The 25224-nt window shown below is 44.1% G+C and carries 14 protein-coding genes; 9 read left to right on the top strand and 5 right to left on the bottom strand.

Going from position 1 to position 25224, the window contains the following annotated elements; translation table 11 throughout:
- The first annotated feature begins 4 nt into the window (after positions 1–4).
- The 5 genes from CLV59_RS00105 to CLV59_RS00125 are packed head-to-tail and all read left to right on the top strand — an operon-like array spanning position 5 to position 9407.
- Positions 5–1828, top strand: coding sequence for a glycoside hydrolase family 88/105 protein (locus CLV59_RS00105; protein WP_211323683.1), 1824 nt, complete (start codon positions 5–7; stop codon positions 1826–1828).
- Complete coding sequence (locus CLV59_RS00110; RefSeq protein ID WP_111589983.1) at positions 1825–3630, top strand: hypothetical protein; 1806 nt, start codon at positions 1825–1827, stop codon at positions 3628–3630. The genes CLV59_RS00105 and CLV59_RS00110 overlap by 4 nt, the downstream gene beginning before the upstream one ends.
- 7 nt (positions 3631–3637) lie before the next feature.
- Positions 3638–7270: a hypothetical protein gene (locus CLV59_RS00115; protein WP_111590928.1), complete on the top strand. Its 3633-nt coding sequence runs from the start codon at positions 3638–3640 to the stop codon at positions 7268–7270.
- 8 nt (positions 7271–7278) lie between these two features.
- Positions 7279–8598, top strand: coding sequence for a glycoside hydrolase domain-containing protein (locus CLV59_RS00120; protein ID WP_111589984.1), 1320 nt, complete (start codon positions 7279–7281; stop codon positions 8596–8598).
- 8 nt (positions 8599–8606) lie between these two features.
- Positions 8607–9407 (top strand): GDSL-type esterase/lipase family protein, encoded by an 801-nt coding sequence (locus CLV59_RS00125; RefSeq protein ID WP_211323685.1) that lies wholly within the window; start codon positions 8607–8609, stop codon positions 9405–9407.
- On the opposite strand, the gene CLV59_RS00130 is transcribed toward CLV59_RS00125, so the two are convergent.
- From CLV59_RS00130 to CLV59_RS00140, 3 genes are all read right to left on the bottom strand, one after another.
- Positions 9349–10692, bottom strand: a complete 1344-nt coding sequence (locus CLV59_RS00130; RefSeq protein ID WP_111589985.1) for a hypothetical protein — start codon at positions 10690–10692, stop codon at positions 9349–9351. The two genes, CLV59_RS00125 and CLV59_RS00130, sit on opposite strands and share 59 nt — an antisense overlap.
- 331 nt (positions 10693–11023) lie before the next feature.
- A complete protein-coding gene (locus CLV59_RS00135; protein ID WP_146616095.1) occupies positions 11024–15439 on the bottom strand; it encodes a WGR domain-containing protein in 4416 nt (1471 codons plus the stop codon).
- Positions 15440–15538: 99 nt separating this feature from the next.
- Complete coding sequence (locus tag CLV59_RS00140) at positions 15539–16711, bottom strand: hypothetical protein (RefSeq protein ID WP_111589986.1); 1173 nt, start codon at positions 16709–16711, stop codon at positions 15539–15541.
- A gap of 221 nt (positions 16712–16932) precedes the next feature.
- Between CLV59_RS00140 and CLV59_RS00145 the strand changes: the two genes are divergently transcribed.
- The 3 genes from CLV59_RS00145 to CLV59_RS00155 are packed head-to-tail and all read left to right on the top strand — an operon-like array spanning position 16933 to position 19925.
- Positions 16933–17262: a nucleotide pyrophosphohydrolase gene (locus tag CLV59_RS00145; RefSeq protein WP_111589987.1), complete on the top strand. Its 330-nt coding sequence runs from the start codon at positions 16933–16935 to the stop codon at positions 17260–17262.
- A gap of 11 nt (positions 17263–17273) precedes the next feature.
- Positions 17274–19484 (top strand): DNA/RNA helicase domain-containing protein, encoded by a 2211-nt coding sequence (locus CLV59_RS00150; protein WP_111589988.1) that lies wholly within the window; start codon positions 17274–17276, stop codon positions 19482–19484.
- Between the two features lie 24 nt (positions 19485–19508).
- Positions 19509–19925: a hypothetical protein gene (locus tag CLV59_RS00155; RefSeq protein ID WP_111589989.1), complete on the top strand. Its 417-nt coding sequence runs from the start codon at positions 19509–19511 to the stop codon at positions 19923–19925.
- A gap of 73 nt (positions 19926–19998) precedes the next feature.
- On the opposite strand, the gene CLV59_RS00160 is transcribed toward CLV59_RS00155, so the two are convergent.
- Together CLV59_RS00160 and CLV59_RS00165 are read right to left on the bottom strand one after the other, a co-directional pair.
- Positions 19999–23307: a glycoside hydrolase family 38 N-terminal domain-containing protein gene (locus CLV59_RS00160; RefSeq protein ID WP_111589990.1), complete on the bottom strand. Its 3309-nt coding sequence runs from the start codon at positions 23305–23307 to the stop codon at positions 19999–20001.
- 6 nt (positions 23308–23313) lie between these two features.
- Entirely contained in the window at positions 23314–24054 is a 741-nt protein-coding gene (locus CLV59_RS00165; RefSeq protein ID WP_111590931.1) for a GntR family transcriptional regulator, read from the bottom strand.
- 204 nt (positions 24055–24258) lie between these two features.
- On the opposite strand from CLV59_RS00165, the gene bla reads away from it, so the two are divergent.
- Positions 24259–25146 carry a subclass B3 metallo-beta-lactamase gene (gene bla, locus CLV59_RS00170; RefSeq protein ID WP_211323687.1) on the top strand — a complete coding sequence of 296 codons (888 nt, stop codon included), beginning with the start codon at positions 24259–24261 and terminating at the stop codon, positions 25144–25146.
- Positions 25147–25224 lie beyond the last annotated feature (78 nt).

Below are 25224 nucleotides of genomic sequence, written 5' to 3' on the forward strand. Positions count from 1 at the left end.
AGTAATGATGAAGAAATATGTAAGTACGTTATTGTTTGTTCTATTGACGATCATCAGTGGAAAGGCACAACAGGTAAAAGATAACCCGCGTCCTGTTGATAAAATCAAAAAGATAGGCGACAAACTAATACGTGAAACTCCTTTCGCATATCAGCTGATACTGCCTGCGCGCAATCCGCGTTTCAACGGACTTACGTTTGTTGATTTTGGTAGTACGTTTGGGAAAGGAAAACCAGCAGTAGCGTATGCTTATACACAATTGGCCGTTGGGGCAGACACGACTTTTACGATTGAAATTGCACATAATAATGCGTGTAAAGTATGGTGCAATGGCAACCTGGCGTATGCAAAAAATAAAGGAGAGGAAATCGCTATAGTGCGGGATGAAAGGAGCATGACGATGTCCGACTCCTTCCGTGTCCACTTGAAAAAGGGGAATAACGACCTGTTGATAAAATCTGCTTCCAATGGAAAAGAATGGTGTGTTTTTTTGCAACCACCCAGCGAGCATGATGCCGTACTAAATGGCCCCAGGAACTACGCGGCTATTGGATTGAAGCAGGTGAAGTATGTAGACAGCAGCGTATCTAATTTAAACAACTGGCTTATCTGTGGCCCCTTTGCGCCTGGAATAGATCAGTCGCATGCGCCGGAAACAGCGTTCCGCTTCGGGGCAATGTATCCCGGTTTGGAAACGGCTGTCACCTGGACTGTTCCCAAGCAGGAAGTCCTGGGCGACGTAATCGGGGCTAAAGCCTGGGGAACCACTTATCAGTGGAACTATCATAATGGCGGCGTTGCCTGGGCAATGGAGCAACTGAGCGAACTCACCAACGAACAGCAGTACAATCAATGGGCTGTCAATTTCTGCGATTTTCAGATGGAAGGCATGCCCTTCGTAGATTATCAGGTAAATGGACTGAGGGCTTATAATTCCGCCAATGCCATGGTCATCAACTCCCGACTGCTGGACTTTACATTAGCGCCTTCTATCCCGTTGATTTATCGTTTGCGTAAAGAGAAAGAATTTAAGAATGACGCTGTCTATAAAGCATATATCACCAAAATGATGAACTATGCAAAGACAGGACAGATAAGGAGTCCGGGGTACTCGAATTATACCCGTACTACCCCGGAGGAATATACGGTATGGGTGGACGATATGTTTATGGGTATTCCTTTTCTCATGCAGGCAGGGCTTTATACACAAGATCCGAAAGAAAAGAAACTGTTCTTTGATGATGCTGCCAATCAGTTGCTGGATTTTACCAAACACGTATGGGATAAGGATGCGCGCCTATTTATGCATGCCAATTATTCCCAGCGCCCACAGGTGAAATTACCTTACTGGTCTCGCGCCAATGGCTGGGCCATCTGGGCGATGACAGAAGTATTATTGTCGCTTCCGCAAGACCATCCAAAATATAAACCTATTCTGAGCCTGTATCGCGACTTTTGTAATTCTCTTATTCGCTATCAAAGTAAAGATGGATACTGGCATAATGTAGTCACCCGAAATGATTCCCCAGTGGAGGTTTCAGGCACAGCCATATTTACAATGGCTATGGCGAGAGGCGTCAGAATGGGATGGTTGGATAAGAAAAAGTTCATGCCCGTTGTCGTAAACGGATGGAAAGCTATCGATACAGAAATAGAGGAAGACGGTACTGTGCATAAGATCTGCGTTGGTACCATGTGTTCAGAAGATGAGAACTATTATATGAACAGACCTTTCTACGATAATGATACCCATGGCTCTTTTGCCGTCATCTTTGCTGGTATTGAGGTACAGCGCCTATTAGATCAGCAGAAAAAGGAAAGAAAATGAGAAAGTGGATCATCGCACTCGCGGGGCTATTAGGCGGATGTGCCTATCATAGCAGCGACTTCCGGACTACTCCTGATGCTTTAACAGAGGAGGAGATCGCCCTATTAAAAAAAGACTTACAAACGAATATTACTCAATATGATGCCGGCCAGAAAATGATCTGGACTGTCACGAAGGAGAAGCATTATCATAGCGACCTGGATTCTGGAGTGAAAGTGCATGATACGCGGGGCTCCATTCAATACGCCGCTGCCTTATTTCATACGCAGGATAGTGCGGCTATTCAAAGAGGAATTAGTATTGTAAAGGCTATCCTTCCTCTACAGGAAAAAGATACCGGCGTGGCGTACTGCGGTGTCTGGCCTTATTATCCGGAAGATCTGCTGAAAGGCCGTAAGGCGCCTGTGGATTATAACTGGGCTGATTTTATATCGGTGGCGCTAATTGATATTGTGCGAAATGGCTCGGCACAGTTGGATGATACATTGAAAGCGCAGATAAAAGAGTCGCTTATTCTCGCGGCTCGTTCCATTATGAAACGTAATGTGAAGGCGGATTATACCAATATTTGTATCATGGGTACCTATGTTTGTTATGCGGTAGGTAACTTATATGAACAAACGGATATTCGTCAATATGGGCAGCACAAGCTGGCTTACTTTTACGACTATACGAATAATAGCAAAGGCTTTACCGAGTATAACAGTCCCACCTATACGATAGTGGCAATGAATGAATTGCTACGCATGAAACAGGCCATCGTCAACCCCCTGGATAAAAAAATGGTGGATGAACTATATGACAGATGCTGGCAAATGATTGCCCGACATTTTCATGCGCCTTCCGGCCAATGGTGTGGCCCTAACCTGCGGGCCTATAATGACTTATTAACTCCTGAACTAAAGCAGTTATTCTTCTATGCCTCGAAAGGACAGGTAAATCTGCCGGGAGATTACCCCAGAGAAGCCAGGGTATTAGAACCGCATGAAATGCCAGCCAGTTTGATTCCGTTATTCCTGCATCAGGACTTACCACGTATAGCCATTGATACCTTTATGATGGGCGCGTTCCAGCTCCGCAATACAGACGGCCTATTGAAGGCGAAGGATATCATTGGAAAACTATATGCCCATCCACAGTATGCGCTGGCTTCCGTGAATCAAGGATACCTCTGGAACCAGTGCCGGCCGCTGATAGCGGATTGGGGAACAGCAGAAAAACCTTCTTATCTGCGGGTACGCTTCTTACATGATCTGTATGATTTTGCTGCGGTACATATTAAAAATGCGCAGGATTCTTCTACGGTGTTATCTATTCTGAATATCGCCTGGAATGGTGGCGATAAACATCCCACAATCGATAGGATAAAAGACAGCACTATTACCGCGAGTGATTTACGGCTTCGAATTGAAACCGGTGGGGACATTGACGCATCGGTATTTTCTATTACTGGTCTGCATAAGAATGAATTGCAGTTTACCGCCGGAGCCTTACATATGGTGATACAAGTGCCTTATTGCAATTGGAATGGACTGGAAGGCCACTGGGAAACAGGTGGGGATGCCTCTAAGAAATGGGCGGATTATGTCATCCATACTGGCGGTAAAAAAACGTTTAACCTGGCTGCGATGAAAGAAGCCGTGATAGGACTTTCCGTGTCTATGCGGGCAAAAGAAGATATCCAGGTGAGAACAGATGAGAAATACCTTCACTTATCCACAAAAGGCTTGTCTGTTCAGGCGTTGAAGAAGCCGGATGATGAATTTAGGATTAAAAACGATTTCGAAACAGATTCAAAATAAAATAGCTGTGAGACTTTTTATACTGGGAACCATATTGCTGGCTGTTGTACAGTCGGCCCAATGCCAAATGAAAGATCCGCAGGATTGGGCGGGTTATGAAGAAGTATTGGGTGTAAAGAATGGATTAAGAAGTTATGACTATGATGTCAACCTGATAGAGTCCTCCGCACCGGCGAATGTCTTCTGGCCGGGTGATGCGATTCGCCTGCAATTCCAGTTGCTGAATAATACCAATCAGGCCATAGACATGGACGCGAAGGCATATGTGATCCGCTATGGCACCAAAGGTATCCCGAATGATATCTGGCTGCCACAGATGGTAAAAATGAATTACGAGAAGGTGATTCCGGTAAAACTGCATATCACGCCTAACGGCTATACGAATACATCTGTTACTATTGATGATATCAAGGAATATGGCGGCTATGCCGTCGTTTTTGATTTGGGTAAAAATGGTCGCAGACTAGGAACCAGCTTTGTGTACAGCATGCGACCGTCGCCGGTAAAGATGCAGTATCCGAAACAATCCCTGGACTACCTGGGAGTGGATTTTTTGCAGCGTATGGGAGTCCAGGCTATTCGTTATGGCATTCCATATATTGCTACGACCAATCCAGGGTATCAGGCGCATATGCAGGAGTTGAAGCGGTTGATGAAGAATTTTCAGGATAATAATATTACAGTGATGTTGATGTTTGGCGAAGGGCAAACGGCGCAGTCGATGCCGCTGGGTATAAGCAGGCCACACCTGGACAGTAGTGGGAAAATGCTGCGTACCAAGCAGGATCTGGCCTGGATGCCGGATATGGATGAGGATTTCAAGAAGTATGTGAAAGAATTATGTATGCAGTTTGGTTGGCCCAAAGGACCGATCACATCGGTGTGTTTGTGGAATGAACCCTGGGAAAGCTCCTCTATATCTGGTTGGCAGGCGGATATGATTCGCTATCGCGAGATATATACCAAGATGGCAGAAGCCGTACTGGAGGCCAGGAAAGCGGATAGAGATGTACTCGTGGGCGGCGGCGATTCCAACTCCAATGCCATGGATAAATTCTTTTCTGATGGTACCCTGAAAATGCTGCCAATATTCGATTTTCTGTCTATTCACTACCAGGGCATGGAATCGCCGGTGTTATATCCGGAATTCAATAACCGTAAGGACTATAAGGGAAGGGTGAAAATCTGGGATACGGAGAGTTGGGTAGGGAATACAGATGATCGTATAGGCTTGGTAGTAGCAGCGAATCGTTCCGCTGGATATGACCGTTCCATGGGCGTTTACGGAGGATATATGTATTCGGGAGACCCGCATCGCTCTGTTCAAAGCTTGTCTGTCAGAACAAAGAACGGAGCAGAGACTATTCCTAAACTGCATAATACCTGGTCTACAGCGGCCGCCATGGGCGCAGTGCAGGGCTTCATCGGAGAAAGGGATTTTAATCGTTTATTGTTTACCAACGGCCTTCCCTGGGTGATGATATTTGACGGATATAATAAAAACAAGGAAGACGGGAGTATAGTAGTCACGGGCGATCTGGGAGAAGCATTTGGAGCCACGCATATCCTGTTCCGGAATGTAAGGAGCTTGACTGAGGCAAAGAAAAGAGCGACGCTGTACCAACGTTTAAGCACTACAACGGAGAAGGATACACGTAAAAAGATAGAGGATGAGTTGTCGCAGTATTATCCTATTACAGATGGGAAAATGGTGGTGAAAGCGGATCCCGCTTTTTTATTGTATGATTTTTATGGCAATAGCATTGCCCCACAGAATGGCGTATTTACCATTCCTTTGAACTACCAGGGATACTTTTTGAGGGTCAATGGCAGCAGTGGCGCATTTGATAAACTAGTGGCGGCTGTGGAACATGCAAGAATAGAAGGTTATGAGCCGCTGGAGCTAATTGCGAAAGATTTCACCGCTCCCATTGCATCCAGGCCGGCGATACAATTGCAAGCAACGAATGTATTGAATCGTCCGGTTACAGGTAAATTGGTGGCGACTGTCGGTGATCTCCAGGTTACTTATCCACAGACCGTTACCTTCAAACCGCATGAAACCAAAACGCTGGAAATACAGGTAAAGAATGGAATAGCCAATAAAGAAAATAACTATCCGCTCTATGTACACTTCGATGCTGGTAAAGATGGCTTTGCCACTCATTACGAAGAGATGCATGTTAATTATATCGCAAAGAGAACAATCCAGGTGGACGGAGACCTCAGCGATTGGGCCAATAGCATTCCACAGACGATAAAAGGCAGTAGCAGAGCCAGTATCTCCGTAACAGAGGCAGCATGGCATCCATATGAAAGTTTTGATACCGTTTCTGATGGACTGGCTAACACCTATGTCGCTTATGATGATCAGTATTTTTATTTCGCTGCGAAGGTGGCAGACAGAACACCCAATAAAGGGGCGCCACGTTTCGAAACGCGGAATGATGATCAATATTTTTATCCGGATACTTCCTATATGCAATCGCAGTATGCGATGGAATCCACGCTCATCCGGCAGCAGGCGACTACTACCGATAAAGCTGCTTTGCAATTACCTTCCGGTGGTAGGGTGATGAATTATTTTGAGAACACCGCCACCACCAGATCTATTGGAATGGACCTTGATTTACCGCTGGACAAATACACCCGAACCTCTTTGTATTTTCCGGGTATCAACCAGCGGAATGTGGCTATCACCGTATGCGACAGAGAGAGCGGCAAGGAATTAATGACCACCAATATTGAGAACTGCTGGAACGGCGCCTACTTGAATCTGGATCTTTCCGGGAAACTGCAAATCCGTTGTTCCGCCATCAGCTGGGATAGCTGGAGAAACACCACCAAACTGGCTGGGATTTTCTTTGATCCGTCTGACAAGGTAATGAGTGCGAATAACAAAAGTGCAGCGGCTTCTCTGGTTACGAAAGATTTTGATACACAAGGCAATTGGATGGGGGTGTATGGCCAGGTGGGTTATTATATTCCCGGCGCTCAAAATAAATTGGCGGCAAATATTCAATGCGTGCCTGTTGCCCAGAACGACTTGGTGCCGTTGGTTTGGCCGAGTGGCGTCAGGAAGTTTTCCTATCGCAAAACGGGCACCTTGCCAGATGGAATGACTGGAGAGAAGTTCGATAATATCCTCATTGCATTCAATGCGCTCCCTATTGGCGAAGATGGAATGGAAGCCTTTCCAAAAGGTACCATGCCACGTTTTACAGGTTATAAATGCACCGATTACGAGTATGCTTTAAATACAGTTGCGAATGAATATGGAGGTGGATTTGAGATATGGAGACTACTAGTTCCCGGAATGCCGCGCAAACACTTTTTCGCGCGCCAGCCTAAATCGCCATTCGACGGGCCAGTTAACAATGGGAAGCTGGTGACGGTGCGTAAAGGGAATACCCTGTTTACCGAATGTGCTATTCCATGGAGTGAAATTCCAGATGTGAAGCGGTTGATAGACCGTGGAGAGAAAATCAAGTTTTCTGTTAGAGTGAATGACGATATGGCCGGAGCTGCCTGCATGGAGCTGGCTAGGGACCGTAGCGTATCCAAAATTAATGCCCGGGCTTTCCATCCGGATTGGAAAGAGCATTGGGCCAATGAAGTGGAATTCGGAGTGGAAAAATAATGTAACCCATGGTCAGATATTTAGTTTTGCTTTTATGCATCCTCCTGGTGGCGGGATGTGGCGGATCAGGCAATAATCCGCCAACCAGTGAGGATGTGTTGAGCTATGTAAATCCGTTTATTGGTACAGGTGATCAGGGACATACCTTTCCTGGCGCCACCTATCCATCAGGTATGGTACAATTGAGTCCTGTTACCGGAGTTGATTCATTGGATGGCTATCGTTATCAGGACAGCCTGATCGCTGGTTTTTCTCATTCACAGGTAAATCCCGGTCTGGATGTGCTCCTGATGCCAATAGTTGGGAAGGTCAATGAAATAGGCTGCCATTCCCGGTTTTCGCATGATGAAGAAGTGGCGTCGCCGGGATATTATAAAGTGAAGCTGAAGGATTTTGATATTATGGCGGAGTTGACAGTGGCGCCACATGCAGGTTTCCACCGGTATACCTTTCCTGCCAGTAAGGAATCGCATATAGTACTTGGTTTTTCCAAACCAGGAGTGAATACAGCCGTAAATGAAGAAGATAGTTGTACCATAACAGGAAAGAGCACCACGGCAGAAAATGGGCAGCAACTGTACTTTGTAGTAAAGGTGTCAAAGCCTTTCCATATGAAGGTTACAGCCGGAGGAAAGGCTCCTGCCGGAAAAAATGAGCAAGCTATTTTGAGTTTTGCCACATCGGAAAATGAAATGGTATTAGTAAAAGTTGGCGTATCGCCGGCCAGTATGCAGCAGGCTGTGGAAAACCTTTCTGCCGAAATACCGGACTGGGATTTTAATGAGATACTTACCCAGGCTCAACTTAAATGGGAACATGAACTGTCTGGAATGAATGTTGTCGCGCCAGCTGAAACCAAAACTATTTTTTACACCGCGCTGTATCATAGTTTGATTACCCCATGCCGACTCACTGCACAAGATACTTATGCTTATACCTCGAGAGCCTCTCTCGATAGTATTATCGCTTTATATACCGATCAGCCAGATGGATTGCCTGGAACGGATGATGGAGGGAAAGAATCCGCCTGGTTTGTATACAGTGCTATGGGTCTATATCCTGTAAAACCGGCAGAAGGCAGGTATTTATTGGGAAACCCAATGCTGGCAGCGGCATCTGTCACACTACAAAACAGGCGATTTACCATGAAAGCAATTGGGTTGAGTGATAAAAATATTTATGTGCAGTCGGTAAAGTTGAATGGAAAGGCGTATAATAAATTGTACATTACCAATAAGGATATTATGGAAGGCGGCAGTATTGAGTTTAAGATGGGGCCAACGCCAGGAGTGTTTGAAGGCGCAATGCTACCTTCTTCCCAAAACTAATTTTAGGTATGAAAATTTTAGGAACAGCGGCGCTGGCTCTATTAATTGCAGGTGGACAAATGGTGGCAGCGCAGGAATCTTCCCGGGCGTGCAATATTGTTTTTGTTGGCAACAGCATTACCTATGGTGCTACGTTGAAGTCCCGGGCAGTAGAATGTCCGCCTTACCAGGTAGTGAAAATGTTGAAAGAGAAAGGTTATGATATCAGGTATGCCAACTGTGGGCATAGCGGTAGCACAACGGTAGACTGGTTACCGGCATCGCAAAAGCTATTCTCGAAAGCGGTGCAGGCGGCTGATACGCTCTATGATGTCAATGCAGGGCTTATCTTTTCTATTACGTTGGGTACCAACGATAGCGCTATTGAAGGGCCAACAGGGGCGCCGGTTTCGACGGAAAATTACAAACGGAATCTGGAAACTATTGTGGATAGTCTACGTAGAAAATATCCCAAGAGCGTGTTCGTTTTGCATCGGCCTATCTGGTATAGTCCTAATACCTATAATAGTTCCAAATATCTACAAGAGGGGTTAACCAGGCTTCAAACATATACGCCCGTATTAGATGCGCTGGTGAAAGCACATCCTGGTTATATTTTCAAGGGGGATCGGAATGCTTTTGGATTCTTTAAGAAAAATCCGAAGCCCTATTTTACGGCCGAAAATGGGAATGCAGGTGTATTTTATCTTCATCCCAATGCTGCTGGCGCAGAGAAATTAGCTGGGTTCTGGGCGGATAATTTGCAGCAGGTTATTCAGGCACTTTATCGAAATTCTCCTCGTACACCACGGGCCCGTCGAGTTTATTAAGTTTTACATAATCAACGGCGCCACATCCTTTGAATCGCAGAATCACTTCATTGGCGGGGCCTATGGGTTTGGTGTAATCAATATTGTAGATTTTCTGACCGTCCAGGTAGAAGGTAGATTTTTTGTTTTCCACTTTAATCGCCATCACATGCCAGGAGGAGGCGTCGAAGTGGAATTTGCTCATATTGTATTCGTCTCCTTTGATGCTTTTTTCTCCACTGATAAATTTAATATAAGCGTAGCCGGCTTCATTTAGTGCGAACCCATGCATTCCCGTATCAGAGAGAATGTACATCATGACATCGGAACGAGGTATGGCAAAGTCTTTCGCCGAATTGCGTACCCGGGCTTCCAGCATGAAGTTATCTCCATCCACTAATTTCTCCTTGTAGTATACATAACTCACGAATAAGTGACCAGGGCGTGCTTCTGGGATCACGCTATCCAGCGGAAGACTTACATAACCTTCCTGATGGAAACCTTGACTGATAGGCAGTGTTCTGAAAATGCCCTTGCGTTCATTCCGGGTGTAGATGGACCAGCCTAGTTTACGGTTTTCTATGGTGATAGTTTTTATTGTATGGCCATTATATTGGAGGTGACAGAATCCGTCTCCTTCATAAATGTAGGTGGCATTTACTTTTCCGATATCTCTTGTAAGTCTTTTTTCTGAGGTATCGCCATTGGCCTCTTCGTATACCAGTTTAATATCTTTAAGCAGTGTATGAGGAATGTTGTAGGAGAATGTGACCGTTAAAGGATTTGCGCCTTTAGGATTTGAAACGGAGAATTCAATTTTGGACAGCAGATAGTCGTTGTACATATCCTTTACTTTAAGGATGTACAGGAGATACGAACATACTATCAATAAGAGTCCCGATAGCAAATAGATATAAATGCGATTGGATTTGGGTGTCTTGGTAGCCGGAGGCGTGATTATTTTTTCTTTTGGTGTGTCTTCAGTATCCTCTTCTTCTGTAACGGTATGCAGGTTTGCGGCTTCTTCTACGCGGGTTTTTTTAAGTGCGAAATCGGTGTAGCCGGCATAGCCCAGGAACCGGCATAGTGCGTCTCTGGTAGCCAGTTGTGGGTTTCCAGTGCGTTGTTGAAAGAATCTTTTAAGCGTGTTGGCATTAACAGTAACCTCTGTAGATTCCAGGATCATGTTTTCCAATGTTTTGAATTGATCCAGGTCCCAGGATTCCGGCGGGCCCCATGCGGCAAAGCGGGTAGTATATTCGCTGATAATTTCTTTTATATATCGTCTGTCCCTTACTTCATCCATATAATGTCTGCAAAGATAATTTTGGCTAATAAATGATGCTGGTGCTATTCTTACGGGAATATTACAACAATTTCCCGCGCTTCTCTGAAATTCAATGTTACTATATTCCTAAAGCTGGTCTTTCTCTTTTAGGCTGGCTTTGATTTTGCGGGAAAAGCAGATATTTCCTAAAATTACGTTTTTGGTATAGAAATCCCGCTACTTTCTCGGATGAAAAGAAGGCATGCTGATATTATTATTTTTCGTGGTAACAGGTAGGGTAAAAATAAGAATGGTTTTCAGAGGGGAGTAGTACCCTTGAAAACCATTCAACTAATTGTATATTAGTGGCTTACCCTATTAGATTAAGGTAGGTCTCACTAATAAATCCTTTTTCTTTTAATTTCAACTTATCTATTTTCTCAATACCTTTTTGTAAGTCTTTTTGATAAGCAGGATCAAATTGCATTGCCTTATGCCATAGTAACACCTGCGTTTCATAGAAAGGATTTAGCACGCTTTTCTCCTCTATTGGCGCGATGGTTTTCATGGTAGTTTTGATATGTTGTAATCCTTCTTTTACTTCCTGGATGTTGCCGGCTGTTTGGTAATAGTGATAGGCCAGGTTGTTATGAGCATTCCGTAGGGCAGCACGGATAGGATTGAATGATTCCAGATAGTCCCACAGTTGGATTTTCCCCAACTCGGTTACCATTTTTCGGCAGAGTGTCAGGGATTCCTCTTGCTGGCCGGCTTCGTATAGAGCATAGCGTTGGTGATCCCATACCTGTGCCCAAAGTGGCATTTCACTGCATTGGGAATCTGCCAGCAACTTTTCCACCTGTGCTAGAAGCGCTATGGCAGGCGCATAGTTATTACTGCTGATTAGAAGCGACGCTTCCGTCATTTGTGCATTAAAATCATCCTTACTGAATTCGTACACATCATTTACTGGTACGAGTTGAAAGGCTGCATATGGAAAAGTGAACCAGTATTCTTTATTGATTTTAGCTGCTTGGGCCTGGTCCTGTGCGCGTTGCCAGTATTCAGCTGCTTGTTGGGCATTGCCTTCCAGGTGATAGCTCCAACCTGTATAGTAGAGCGCCTGGTGCCAATAGTGATCGCGTACTTCTTCCGCCTTTTCTACTTGCAGCAGGAATGTGCGAGCTTCCGTATAGTCTTTTTCTACTATCAGCCCAAGGCCACGGTTCAGGAGTAGCATGTCGGCGTAGAAATGGCTTTTGTGCTTTTTCAGTAGTGTTTCAAAAATGGAGGAGTAGTGTGCGTAAGGAATGAATTGGAGGTAATTGCTGTTCCTAAGCATAACGCGGGTACAAAGCCCTGCATCGCGTAATGCCAGCGGAATGAACCGAATATTTTCTGCATCGCGTCCTAATGCCAGCTGGCAGACTTTTTCCGTACGCATGTGCAGCGGTACATATTCGAGGGCAGTGCCGTAGTCCTGACCGCAGGCTGTCTCACACATTTCCTCTGTAATATATTTTTTAGGCACAAACTGGAAATCGTAGGAGTTACGTTTTACAGCAATCTCACATATCTTCTGGGTGAGGTATTGCTGAGGTACCGCATAAATCCGTTCACTGGAGTCCGGACTGTTGGCAGTGATGGCATTTATGATAAAATCTTCGTCCCAGAAACAGGCCCATACCTTGCTGAAAGTGTTGTAGTCGAATTCTTTCGGCGTTTCATAAGAGACAGCTTTGCGTACATCCCAACCGTATTTTTTTACGAGTTCTTCGAATGCTGGCAGATGTCCCAGATGCTTTTTAATGTATTGATAGATTTGTTGCTGGATGCGATCTGGCTCTATGTGTTTGAATACATCAAGTCCATGTTTCAGTATTATTTTGCCCACCCATTCAATATCATAACGAGCACCATATTTCCAGGTATTTCGGTCATACTGTTCTACGATGAACGGCCATTCCGGGTCTTGGCCATATTTGTTTTCCGCATATTGGAATACTGTTTTATCCACCAACTTCGTTGGAATGCGGGTGATGATCTTTATCCCCAGATCGATGGCTTTTTGAATGTATTCGCTGGTATGATATTTAGATGGAAGCACTTTCCCGGAAGTATTGTCTAACACGCCTCCTGCAATCAGGGCGATATTCATTTGCTCATCTTTAAAGGCGGCAGGAATATAGTCATAGTTATACTGATTGACACTTACCGCCTGGAAGCAAAGATCATAGGTCTTTTGTTCTTCCGGAATATAAGACAGATCAATACCTTGTGGGTGTGCCTGGAATATTTGTGATGTTAACAGGTGTGTAGGTATATGGCTATAGTGACAGGCAGATGCACGGCTAACAGCCATCAGCGCCAGTTCCGGAGTAAGCAGCTCCACATTGAAAAGTTGTAGTATACCGCCATCTACATCAAATTCGCCATTGGTTTGGTGTTGGAGTAATGACTGTAACATTTCGATCGTCCGGAATTCGGCTGGAATAGTTGTCACTTTGTGAGAAAGCCACTGGTCTGGGAAGTAGCCGGTACTTTTATATAATCCAGGCCCGAATTGGCTTAAAGTTTTATCAAAGAACTGGTTCCAGTATTGCTGGTCTTTCACCGGGGACTGTTGCTGCGTATCCCAGTTCACCGCGACCGGTTCGCCATAGATGAAGGAAAGGTCTGTATATTCAGTGTATGGCCGCGCTTTACTATTCTTGCTGTGGGCCGTTTTGTAGCAGGATTCCGCTTGTTTGGTATCTCCGTTGAGATGATAGATTAATCCTAAGAGCCAGTTATTGGAGAAAATAGATTTTATAGCGATAGACTGTTCCAGGTATGTTTGGGCCGCTTTTAGCTGCTGTTGTTTGATCGCTACTTCCCCAAGGATTCGCAGCGCAAAGTGGGCGGAAGGCGACTTTTGTAAAGTCATTTCAGCCCATTGAACGGCTTTGTCGTATGCGCTTGTGATGGCAGCACAGAGGGCTGCTTCCTGCATGCAATTAAATTCATACGCTACTTTTTCCGGCGTATATGGAATACCTTTTGCAAAATATTCCATGGCCTGTGCATAGGCTTTTTGTTCAAAAAGGCATTTGCCGGCATTGTAATAGGCCAGATAATCGCCAGGAGATACGATAGTAGCCTGTTTGAAGCATTGGTATGCACCTACTGCATCATCCTGGGTTTTCAACCTTATACCTTTGCTCACGAGTTTTATACCTTCCAGAGTGACGCCATCCTGGAGAACCGGCTGGTGATGAAGGAGGGCTTCGTATATCCTTGATGTTTGCAGTTCGAATCCATTATGATGGCTTTCCGTTATTTGGCTGTAGAATTCCGGACGGAAAGCATAGGCGTATTCATGCCATGCGAGGAGGGCATTTTCTGAACCATACGCCGATAAATCTTCCTCATTATAGATCGCTGTAATCAATGTTTCCGCGGCGAACTCGAAGCAGTTGAGATTATAGAACCAGGAGAAGAAATATGGAGCATTAATGGTACGATGCGCCATAGTATGCACCACTTCATCATCTTGTCCTAAAGCCAGTGCCACATATCGTATGGTTTCGTCTCCACATGTTTTCTGGAAATCGCTTAGGTAGATATAATCGACGGTGGTATTTCCTGCTACATAGTACTGTACGCCAGCGCCATAGTAGGAGACGACCTTTCCTTTAATAGTCATGTTACCTTTCACTACCAGGAGGTCCATATCGTCATTGGGGATTTTTAAATCCCCCTCTATTTCAATATCTCCATCACAGAAATAGATGCGGTCATACTGTTCAAAATATTCGCTTTCTGTTTCATACTCTTCTGTAGTCCAGGTGGCGTTTTCCGGGCTTTCCCAATAATCAAATAAATGGGAAACTCCGAGTCGCTCCAGCGTTTCTTCGTAAGATATTTTTTCGAGTTGGTATTTATTTAGGAAGACACGAAGTTCCTGGTCGGCATCTTCTTCCGCTGTGTCTGGATATTCAGGCTCTTCTTCTTCGGTAGCTGGTAGCTGGAAGTTGCCTTTCACAGCTATCAGGGAGGCAAAATCAGCGGCCAGGATATCGTCGTTGATATCCTTAAATGGCGTAGGGATGTGGATGTTATGTATCTGGCCGGCAGGATCGCTGATGACGAAGCGTTTATCTTCGTCGTCCATGATCATGCCCAGCATCCAGCAATGGGAGAGGAAATGTTTTTCTTGTGTGATCCATTCGCTATTGACCCGATAAATGTTGAGAAACATTTGCAGGAGATCGAATGGAGTGGTCGCGTTATCTGCATTATCGTTGTAGGCGTAAACTGCGCAGAGGAAATCATCTTTATCGAAATAGTAATATCCTTTGCAGAGCCAGAATTCCCGAAAGGGCGCTGGAAGCGAGAATCCGGCTTTTTCTTCCATTCGGGTAATATGTGCTGCGGAAGAAGGGTGGATTTCTACTTTGTCGGGCCATTGTGTTTGGAGGTATTCGGACAATGCGAGGATGTCTTCAAATAATGGCAAGGGGATTTGGAGGCTGTTATTCGCGGGGGTATCTGGCGCTTGCTGCAGTACATATCCTTTTTTAACTTTCTCTGCGATGAGCTTTTCGGAGGCTTTCCGGCACTCCTCTTCTGTAGCAAAGGATTTGACCTGAAGCTGGCCCTGAGTACCTACTTTACCAAAGGTGACAGTCATCTCTGTACCATTGATAGTTATATTCCAGAATTTATGGGAATTGTTGTCCTGGTAAATAAAATTGTTGGTCATGTGTAGCATGTATTTCTTCCGTTGTGGCAGTTTCAGGCCCATGTTTACAAGGATTTGATGGGGTGTAACTGCCTGGGATATTACGGGTTTACAATTGGACTAAGATAGGGTATGATGTTGAAATTTTGAAATTCATCGCGACTATTGTTGGCGCGTCTCTAAACGATTATCCAGGGAGCCCCAGTTGTAGCGTATGTCTAACCGATGTATAATTTCATCAATACATTTCCCCAGGGCATCATGCATATAAACGATCCCGAGTTCCTGTCCCCATCCTCCAGACTGAAAAATGTAGAAAGTGTGGGTGGATTCATTATTTCTCAGGGCCATATTGATGCGTTCAATGAATTGCAGGTTAAACCAATCCGTATCGCGCATAATTGAAACCTTAATAGGATCATTCTGAATATGGAGTTGGATATCCCAATGTTCGTCAGATTCTTCCACAGTAAAATTCACTGGGATACCAGCCATTGTAGCCATTATATGGAACAGGTTTTCATAATCATTTACACTGGCAAAATCTTCATGATAGCCTTTGTATATGTTTTCATGACCGAGAACCTCATACAGAAACGCTTCAAAAATATCGGCTCCAGCCCATTTGTTTGGCATCTCCTGCCATTGCTTCATCGTATTGTATCGTTGCAAAACGACCTGTATCTTAGCTGACAGTGCATCATGAATTGGCGGTAGACTACATAATTGTTCCTCTTCGAATTCAGCCAGGAGCGCGCCGTCTTCATTGTAAATGGCAGTTGGTCCTTTTATTTTATCACCTTCATCTGTTTCATACTGAACAAACCAACGATTGCCATTAGGGAAATAGTATTCTTTCTTTACCTGACTGTCAGAAATATAGGTCAGGCGTTGCTTTAATTTAATCGCGGGGGAATAAATGGAATAGACATCATATCCATTATCCTGAGTAATAAGTCTATACTGCTTGATCTGTAGATCTTCACTTAGTAAGACTTCTATCACTTCTTCCGGTAATCCCCATGCCTGGATGATCGTATTCTCCACCAGATCTTCTGTAACTGTTTCCAGGATATAGTTTTTACCATTTTGAGCATATTCCGCCAGTAGGGGAGGTGTAAATGATTTATATCTCCAGTACCAGGACTGTGGGGTAACTGCTTCCAGATTAATGGTATTGATGGCAAAATAGATGCACGTATCCTTATAGTAATTGATATCTATGTATAATTCGTCGCTGGTCCAGATTTGAGAATAACTATCATGCGATTGCAGTACCAGTTCTGCGAACTTTTCATGGAGTAAGAGGTCTGGTTTGTAGTTGGCTAGGTTCATAGGTGGATGGGTGTTGGTACATGACAATAATACGTGTTCTCTTTTGTCTGCGCTACTATTTAAAAAGAAGATTTTCTTATAGGTTACGTATTGGTATATTTTATATGTAATGGTGCTCTTGTTTTCTCATTTTGGTATTCCTGGTGTCGTATTGATATTATTGACCTAAAAAAGTAATAAATTCGATTCACCTTAACTATTGTACACCCAGATTTAAGAGCATGTCCGATATAGATATAATTCTGCAAGAACTTATCAAGTTTAGAAATGACAGGGATTGGGAGCAGTTTCACAATCCCAAAGATTTAGCGATTGCCATTAGTGCGGAAGCAGGTGAATTGCTGGAGGTTTTTTTGTGGAAACAAGCAGAAGAAGCGAAGGTGGAAAAGGTAAAAGAAGAACTGGCTGATATTCTGGCCTTTTCTTTTTTATTGGCGGAGAAATACGGTTTTAGTATCAAGGATATAATGTTGGAAAAAATAAATAAGAACGGTGAAAAATATCCGGTAAACAAAGCAAAAGGAACTGCAAAGAAATATAACGAGCTCTGAAATCCACCCACGTGATAGACATCCATCCATTCCGTTTTAATGCCGATATTCTTACTGATGTTCATAGTGTAACACATTACCTAAAGGAGAATTGGCCTGTTGTTTATATTTTGGTGAATAACAAAACCAAAGAGATTTATATAGGAGAAACTACCAAGCTTCTTCAGAGGCTTGATGATCATCTGAAAGATGATCGCTTCCGTACGATGGAACGCATCTATGTGATCACCAGCGCCAGATTTAATAAATCGTTGACCTGGAATATAGAAGTGGATCTTATCAGTTATATTGGTAGTGAAGGTGTTTTCAAGCCCATTAACTGGAACTCTGGTAATAAGAATAGAAATTATCAGCACAAAGTAGCAGATTATGATGCATTGTTTGAAGATGTATGGAATAAATTGCGAGGAGTAAAAATTGCCAAAAGTAGACTGAAAGACCTCACTAACTCTGATTTATTCAAGTATTCTCCATATAAAGAGCTAAGTGAGGACCAAATTGAAGGATTGATAAAAATTATTCAATCATTACTTAACAAGGACGCTAATACTGTTTTTATTGATGGTGGAGCTGGTACAGGGAAAACGCTATTGGCTATTTTTCTGTTTAAATTGTTACACACCCAAATGCAGGATTTTAACTTTCTTGGATTTGGGAAGTATCAGGATCAGATGAAATCATTGGTAACTGAATTGCACCTGCAATATCCAAATCCATCTGCTGCTTTGGTTGTCCCTGTAAGCTCATTTCGCAAAACAGTAGAGAAAGTATTTGCAAAAGTTACAGATCTGGAGAAGAAAATGGTAGTTGCCCCAATTGCAGTAACCAGACAACAGTATGATATCATAATGGTGGATGAATCCCATCGTTTGCGTAGATATAATGTCCTGGGAGCCTATGCTGGCAATTTTAAGGCAGGATGCCTTTCTCTGGAAATGGACCATCATACCAATACAGAGCTTGACTGGGTGAAGGCACAAAGTAAAAAACTAATCTTACTGTATGATGCCGGACAATCTATCCGGCCTTCCGATGTAAGGAAGCGTGATTTCGATAAGCTAAAAGTAGCCAAAGGTACTGTACAACAGCAATTGAAATCTCAACTGCGGGTAAGAGGAGGAATCAGTTATGTGAATCATGTCAAAAAGTTGATTGGTGGAAAACTGAAAACAGGAGACCCAATATACAAATCAAGTACTTATTCACTTTTATTATTTGATTCGCTGGAGCATATGTTGGATGAGATTAAGCAACGTGATAAAGAATACGGGTTGGCCAGGATGGTTGCCGGTTATGCATGGGAGTGGAACACTAAGAAGAAAGGAAAAACCAAGCCTAAAGCTAAATATGACATCATCATCGGAAATGTAAAGCTGAAATGGAATGGTACTCCCAAGGAATGGATAAACTCAAAAAATGCTATTAACGAAGTTGGATGTATCCATACAACGCAAGGTTATGACCTGAATTATACAGGCGTTATTTTCGGTAATGAGATTTCATATGATAAGCGTTCAGGTAAGATCATTACCCGCAAAGAAAATTATCATGATAAGAATGGAAAGACAGGGCTGGAAACAGATGAAGAGGTCCATGAATATATTTGTCGTATCTATGATACGTTGATGAAACGTGGGATACGGGGAACATATATTTATGTCTGTGATCCCGAGTTGAAAAACTATTTTGATCAATTTATAGTAAAAGCAAAGAATAGGAAAACTATTCCATTAATTATTTCAGACAACACCTCCATCCCGGAGAATGCAGTAAGATATTATGATATTGACGTGGCAGCAGGGGACTTTAGCAGTCCCAGATTATCAGGCGACAATAAATGGATACAGCTGCCATCGCATTTGAAGGCGAGCGAAAATTTGTTTGCCTGTAAAGTAGTGGGGGAGTCGATGAATATGACGATTAAGAATGGTTCAATTTGTCTGTTTGCCAAAGATGAAGGTGGCTCCAGGAATGGAGAAATCGTGTTGGCAAGCCACGCGAATATTCAGGATAAAGATTTGGGATTTGGACATACGGTAAAAGAATACCTAAGTAAAAAGAAAACGGGAGAGGATAGCTGGGAGCATGAAGAAATAATTCTGCGGCCAAACTCTGACGATCCTTCATTCACAGATATCGTCCTGGCCAATGATGAGCTGGTTGATCTGAAAATTATGGGCATATTCAAAGAGGTTTTATACGAGCCACCATATAGTTTTTAATTAAATCCAGTATTGGTTTCGCCTATGAATACCTCCCTTTTTGCCTTCGCTCAAGGCATCTCTTGGACAGATCCATCCACTATCTGGTTGGTCCCTATTTCCAAGGAACACTGTGATCTAACGGAATATCTGTCGGAAACGGACGATACGGATTTGGCGGCGTTGGAGAAATTCAGATCCATTATGCAAACAGATGATAAAGAACTGATAGACGATTATATCATGTCCAGCCTGGATGGGGTCTACTTTTATGAAGACAGTATCCCTTACGCTTTGGTGGCTGGAGGAACAGATCAATGCATGCAGGTATTGTACAATTACGATGAACATATCATCCAGCTACGGCATGCGAATATAGGCTCAAAATATCCCATCGATATAGATGTGCTTATTGAATTGGTAAAGCAGAAAGAGGCCATTTTCGCGGCTTTGAAAAGATAAACGCTGCATATAAAAAAAAGCACAGGCGACCCAATCATCGGGCCGCCTGTGCTTTTTTATACCAACAAGGATTTTATTTCTTCAACAGATACTCTTTCACGCCCATTCCTGGTACGCTGATATCCGCATTGGCGGACAGTGGTTGATCTGTAATAATCGCTGTCGCCTGATAACTTTCCCATATAAATTTCCCTGTTTCTACCGTATTAACGGGATTGTATACACGCACTTTCAATGCGCCACTTTCCGTAGGTGTAACACTGGTAATGATGAGATTGGGGTTAGACAGCCGGAACAGCGATGTAGGCAGTTTTACACCATTCTTCACTGGGAATGCCAGTAGTGGCTGGGTAAATCCAGCTGCCGCTTTCTCCTGTTCTGTAGCGGTAACAGTTGTATGTGGACGTAAAGCATAATGATAACTGCTGGTACCCTCCTGGTATGCTTTGTAATTGGTATGCCAGTAGTTGTTCATGATGTAATTAAACCAGGTAGCAGTAGGTACTCCTGATTTCCGCCATTCCTTATGGCTCTGCATAATTACCTTCCGTTCGTCAATCATCTGGGTGGGCTCTACCATAGGCGTTTCCAGCAGCATCCATTGTACGCCGCGGTCCTTATTGGCAACATCCACCCAACGACGTCCGAAAAGGAAATCCATATTAGATCCCGGCAACTGATCCGTTAAATAACGTAAGATGCCATAACCAGCATCCAGGGTCGTTTGTGGAGTACTGATATTAAATGGAAACCCGAAATGCACCGCTTCTTTTTCGCGCACTGCTTTTTTATCCAGGATGTTTTCCAGGATAGCGGCATCGGCATTCGCATATAGGGTGATTCTCTTTTTCAGATTATTCAAACCAGGACCAGCGCTTGTTAATTCGATGGTAGTAGCTACAGGACCCGTTTCCAGGACTTTAACCTGGATATCATTATTGGTGGTAGCTAAGGCAGGATCAAGTCCTGGTACATACCAATAACTATTCAGTCCTTGCTCACCGTAGGTACCTGCATAGTTATAATCATCGCCGGAACGGAGTGTGGTAATACTTCCTTTGTTATCCCAAACGAGCATAATGCGGCCGTTAGAAAGACTATTATTGGTTTGGGTGAAGACGGTAGTTGTTGAAGCAGGAGCAGCTGATACTTCATACACAGCTGTTCCCAATGCAGGAATATTCTTTGCCAGAAAAACATATTCTCCGGAGTGGAGCTGTTGTAAAGGATACCTGTTCCCTTGCGCATCTGTGACGGATTTGCCGGGAATATTTGTTTTCACAATGCCATCTCTGCTCCAGGATAATGTGTTTATCACTGCTATTTTCCGGGAATCCGGGTCAGTAAAAGACCCGAGGAGGGATGCCTCAATTTTCCGGGTAATGCTATCGGCATCCAGCATGAATTGTTTCTTAATGCGCCATTGTTCTGTAACAAAAGGCACTTCCGGCTCGGAGATACTGTTATGCGCTCCCCAGGTATGTTCATGGAACATAATTACGTTGGTCCATGCCCGGTAGTAATCATTTTCGTTGTAGCTGGCAGGATGAAGGATGGCTGCGGCTGTTGTCAACTCCTGCAATTTCAGGCTAGTGATTCGGTTTTGGCCGGATTCCTGTGCGGTAGAGGCGGCGCCGTCTTCCCAATAGGGAGTGATATCCCCTCTGACAACAGGTAACTTGCTGCCATAGCGGGCTTCAAAGTCCTGGAATAGTTTATCGGTCGTATTGAGAATGAGTTTGGGCGATTTGTATTTTTCGTTCCATTCCTTTACGAATCGGGAAATGGAAGTGTCAATAGGGCCGTTGTCTGCCACTATATTATATCTCCATTGTACCATTTCATATGGATATTGTTTTGCATCGAGTTCCCGCAGGTAAGCGGCAATGCGCTGAGGACCGCGCTCAAATACGCCACCAGGGGCAGTTCCATGCCAGGAGGAATATCCCTTACCACCTGTCCAGAAAAGGATTTTCTCTTTGCCGGATGGAGATTCCCACCATACTGGCTTGTCTCCCCAGGTTCTCACAAAATGCCCAACGCGATCACCCAGATAAGGATGATTTTCACCGAGGTAGTTCGGGCCGCTGGAGAAGTATTTCACGCCGCCATGTGCCAGAGCTGTCACCGTATTCCAGGTATAACCGGGAACATCAGAGATCATGGCAGAAGGTAACTGGATACCATATTGTTTAGAGAGCTGACCGGCATAATCTGTATAGTGGAACATTTCCTCGGGTAAACTTAATCCTGTTAGGATGTTGGCATAGAGGGCAGACAGACAAATACTACCGGATTTTACGGCCTGGATAAAGGCCGTTTTCTGTTCCGGGGTGGCCTGTTGGAGATAATGCTCTACCGCCCAGAGGGATTCTATGTTCCATTTGAATCGGGCTTCCACGGGATAATCGCGGGTGGCAGCAATCATCTTCAGCGCATCATCAATATTTTTCAGATGGATTTTAAGTACATCCGGCTGCAGATGCGAGTAGCCGATATCGGTATGAGAATGATGAATGAGACTAATTTCCCTGTAAGTAACAGGCGATAATTGTATATACTGATCAAGGATGGTTTTCCTGCCATCGGTCACGGCTATACGAACACTGTCGGGATGTGTGACCGCGTCTACCGGAATATCAAAATGATTAAGTCCATCATTTATTTTGAAACTGCCAACATTTTTGCCTCCTGCATTGACCTGAACCGTTTGCGTAGCGCCGAAATGCAGCGCAGTCAGGGCTATCGCTTGTTTCCCATTTTTCAGGATGAAAGGTTGTGGGTGGATATCCACTTTTTCCTGAAAATGGAACTTGAAGGTCATGAACCAGTCGTTGCTTTGCTGGGCCTGACCAATAATTTTCAATGTCACTGGCTGGCCAGGCGTTACCAGTTGTTTAGGAAGACGCAGGAACATCAGCCCATGGGCGTCACTGGCGCCATCGCGGGTAGTTTGTTGGAATACCAGCCTGCTACTGTCGGATGTTGCAAAAGACCAGAGTGGAGATTGATTTCCTGGCAAGGTGGTAAAAGTCAGCAGCTTTTTGTTGTTGACGTAAAGATCGAAATGACGGGGACCGCTGCTGGTGGCGGTAGAATGGCCAGCTACCCAACTGAAATAAACATATGGGCCACTAATTTTACCAGGAACATTGCCTGTTTGCCATTCAATGGTTTTATGGCCATCCGTGGTACGGGTAAGCAACGCGGTGGTGGCATAGTCCGGGAAGGCGGAATAGTACTGGATGGATTCTCCGGATATTTCTTTCTCATAACCGTTGATCCAGTTGATTTTCCCCAGCCAGGGAACTGATTTCTGTGCATGTGTTTCCAGGCTGGCCAACAATAGTAAGCCAGCAATATATATCTGTATTAGTTTCATGTCGGGTTATAGCGGGCGTTTAATTTCAATGCTATAGGTGAACCAGTCGCTGCGATAGTAGCAGATATTGAACTCAATTGGTTTTCTGCCAGCATCCAGTACCAGTCGTTTCCTTTCCAGTACCGGCGCTCCGGCAGGGATTTTCAATAAGGCTGCAATTTGATCCGTAGCAGCGATGGCACGAATTTCTTCCTGGGAGTAAACAGGGACAATATGAAATTCTTCATCCAGTAGTTCATACAACGGGCGCTTGAAATTTTCATTGCCGGTTAGTCCTATGCGTGGATGGAAGTAGGATTCAAAGTATACCATTGGGTTACGACCGGTACTGCGGGTACGTTCCAGACATACCACTGCCGTTCCTGGCGTAATTTGAAGCTGCGATGCCACTTGTTTACTAGCTTTTACAGTGGTAACTTCATTTCTCAGATCTTTAAAGGGTGTCCCTTTATCTTCCATTTCGTGGCTGAAGCTGAGCCAGTTGGCGAGGTCTGTGGTGATTTTCTTTTTACGGACGGTGGTTCCGCTTCGCTTCTTTCTTTCCAGCAGGCCATCTTTTACCAGGTTGGCAATGGCTTGACGAAGTGTGTTTCGGGAGATACCCCATCTCTTGGCCAGATCGGTCTCTTTAGGAAAGGTATCGCCTACACGAAAATGATTGTCCCGAATCAACTTTCGCAGCTGTTCTTCTGCTTGCTGATGCAAAGGTATTTTACTGTCGTGATCCAATAAAGGTATATTGTTCATATGTTCAAACATATTACATTTCCAGTTTCTACACAAATAAGTTGGATGAATTCTTTAAATGGTAAAAAATTAATTTATTATTATTTGATTATTAGTATTTAATATATTATTGTAATTATTATTTGAATACGTTTCCGAAATATTTTTGAAGGAAGATACGGCTCCGTAATTTTGAGAAAACCATACTTACCCACAACCTTTATTATGTATTACCAAGTTGTAAAGCGGCTGTTTTGTATAGCTGCGTTGACCTGTTCTGGCATGTATGCCCAAGCCCAGCATACAGCCGTGAAAGAACCTAAAGATGTTCCGGCCGAATGGTCGAAGGCCTATGCGCCGTTTCGCATGGCAGGAGACCTGTATTATGTTGGAACCGCCGATCTGGCCGTTTACCTGATTACCACAAAAGCCGGCAATATCCTGATCAATACTGGTTTGGCGGGGTCATTGCCCATGATTAAACGCAATATTGAAGCCCTGGGTTTTAAATTCAAGGACACCAAAATATTGCTGACGATGCAAGCCCATTATGATCATATGGGGGCTATGGCTGCCATTCAAAAAATGACCGGCGCAAAATTTATGGTAGATGAAAAAGAGGAAGATGTAGTCAAATCCGGAGGGGCTACTGATTACGCCATCGGAGGAGGCGTGTCTACCTACCAACCGGTTAAAATAGACCGGCTGCTGCATAATGGCGACACCATTCATTTAGGAGATATGAACCTGGTGATGCTGCATCATCCTGGGCATACCCAAGGCTCTTGTAGCTTCCTCTTTGATACGCGCGACAGTAGCAGATCTTACAGGGTACTACTGGCAAATATGCCGACCATCGTTACTGAAAAACATTTTCATGAGGTGCACGAATATCCTGGGATAGCTAAAGATTACGCCTATACGTTGCAATCGCTGTCGGGTTTGCAGTTCGATGTTTGGGCAGCCGCACATGCCAGTCAGTTTGACCTCGCAGAGAAACATCATCCAGGCGATGCCTATAATCCTGCTGTCTTTAAAGACCGCGCTGGGTTTGATAAAGAACTGGCTGAACTGAAAGCCAAATATGAGCAGAAAATGGCAGAAGAGGAATAGAAAGACATTCGTCTCCCTAAAAACAAAAACACCCGGTAGCCTTCGCCACCGGGTGTTTTTGTTTATTCTTAAAACTGA

Source organism: Chitinophaga dinghuensis, assembly GCF_003259435.1.
GTDB classification, from domain to species: Bacteria; Bacteroidota; Bacteroidia; order Chitinophagales; family Chitinophagaceae; genus Chitinophaga; species Chitinophaga dinghuensis.